At 73.5% G+C, this 1,993-nt stretch carries 2 protein-coding genes; one reads left to right on the top strand and one right to left on the bottom strand.

The features are described from left to right. Positions 1-184: 184 nt before the first annotated feature. A complete protein-coding gene (locus HW577_RS24230) occupies positions 185-1,159 on the bottom strand; it encodes a tripartite tricarboxylate transporter substrate-binding protein (protein WP_198378663.1) in 975 nt (324 codons plus the stop codon). A 121-nt stretch (positions 1,160-1,280) separates the two neighbouring features. On the opposite strand from HW577_RS24230, the gene HW577_RS24225 reads away from it, so the two are divergent. Continuing rightward, on the top strand, positions 1,281-1,862 hold the full coding sequence (locus HW577_RS24225) for a TetR/AcrR family transcriptional regulator (protein WP_198378662.1): 582 nt from the start codon (positions 1,281-1,283) through the stop codon (positions 1,860-1,862). Positions 1,863-1,993: the final 131 nt, after the last annotated feature.

Raw genomic sequence — 1,993 nt, 5'->3', positions numbered from 1 at the left:
CGCGCGCTTGGCTTACGCGCCCTGCACGGGCGCACCCGGCACGGGTGGCGGGTTGGGCGCGGTCGCGCATGCGCGCTCCCGGATCGCGGCCGGGCCGCGATCCGCAGGTCGCCCCCTGAGGTGACGGGCGCGCGCGTCGTGAGCGGGCTTGCCCGGCGCGGGCCGGGCCAACGCGTCACCGAGATCACCCCGCCCTGATGTCGTTCTCCCGCACCACCTGGCTCCAGCGCGCCCAGTCCTCGGCCACGGTGCGGGCGAAGACGCCGCGGTCGCCGCCGGCGGGCTCGGCGCCGAAGCTGCGCGTGCGCTCGATCGCGTCCGGCAGCCGCATGATCGCGTTCAGCTCCGTGTTCATCCGGTCGAGGATCGCATCCGGCGTGCCGCGCGGGGCGAACATGCCGCCCCAGAAGCCGACGACATGGCCCGGCACGGTCTCGGCGAAGGTCGGCACGTTGGGATAGGCGGGCGCGCGCTCCGCACTCGTCACCGCGATGGCGCGCAGCGTGCCCGCTTCCAGCTGCGCGCGCGGGGCGAAGAGCCCGTCATGCGCGACATCGACATCGCCCCGCATCAGCGCGGTGATGGAGGGGTTGTTGCCCGTATAGGGCACATGCGTCACCTCGATCCCCGTCTGGCGCATCAGCAGCACCAGGGCGAGGTGGTTGATCGCCCCCGCGCCGGGGGTGGAGACAGTCAGCCGCCCCTGCCTTTCCCGCGCCACGGCGATGAACTCGGCGACCGTGCGCGCCGGGAAATCCGGCCGGCAGACCAGCGCGAGCGGCGAGTTCTGCGCCAGGAACACCGGGGCCAGCGCCTGCACCGGATCCAGCGTCGCGCTGCGGTTCACCGCAAGCGCGATGAGCGTGGAGGGCGAGGTGTAGAAGAAGGTCGTCCCGTCCGGCGCGGCGCGGGCGGCGGCCTCGGCGGCGACCTGCGTCGCGGCGCCGGGGCGGTTCTCGACGATGAAGCTCGATCCGGGGATGCGCTCGGTCAGCTTCTGCGCCAGCAGCCGGGCCATGATGTCGTTCGCGCCGCCGGCCGCGAAGCCCACCAGGATGCGCACGGGGCGGCTCGGCCAGGCCTGGGCGGCGGCGCCGCCGGCGGCGATCAGGGCAGGGGCCGCGAGCAGCGCGCCGCGCCGGCCGATGGTTCCGGTCATTCCCGCGATCCTCCCAGGGATGTCGTTGCGCGAAGGCTACCCATGTCCTGGGCGATCGCGCCATGGGGCCCGGGGCGACTGTACCGTCTGGACGGTTGATAAAACCGTCCGGACGGTATAGATGCACCGCACCATGGACGCCCCTCCTCCGACCGACGCCCGCACCCGCATCCTCGACGCCGTCGAAGCCATTGTGCTCGCCCGCGGCGTGGGTGGCCTGACGCTCGACGCCGCCGCGAAGGAAGCGGGCGTGTCCAAGGGCGGGCTGCTCTATCATTTCGGCTCCAAGGAAGCGCTGCTGACGGGCGTGATGGAGCGCCTGTCCACCTTCATCGCCGCCGAATTCGAGGCGAATGTCGCCCGCCAGCCCGAAGGCCCCGGCCGCGTCGCCCGCGCCTTCATCGCCTGGGCCTTCGGGGAGGCGGACTGCTCCCCCGGCCACGACCATCACGACCGCGCCGCCGCTGTCTTCCTGGCCGCCTTCCACCACGATCCGGCGCTGCTCGACCCGATGCGCGCGCAGATCGCACGCATGAAGGACCTGCTGCTGAACGACGGCATCCCGCACGGCGCGGCGATGATCGTGATGACGGCGACGGACGGCCTCTTCATGGCCCATCTGTTCGGCCTCTACCGCCCGACCGAGGCCGATCTGCGCGCGCTGCGCGGCAGCCTCGACGCGCTGCTGGAACCCGCTCCATGACCGGCCGCGCCCGCCTGATGCTTGGCCTCGCCGCGCTGGCGCTTGCCGGCGGCGGCTACGCCTTCCTCGCCAACGGCGCCGCGCAGCAGGCCGCGACCGCCCCCGCCGCCACCGCGCCCGCAGCGCCCGTC

Origin of the sequence: Neoroseomonas rubea, assembly GCF_016106015.1 — a bacterium.
Taxonomy (GTDB): Bacteria; Pseudomonadota; Alphaproteobacteria; order Acetobacterales; family Acetobacteraceae; genus Neoroseomonas; species Neoroseomonas rubea.
The sequence above is the reverse complement of the archived record's forward strand: the minus strand, read 5'-3'. Positions and strand labels throughout refer to the sequence as shown.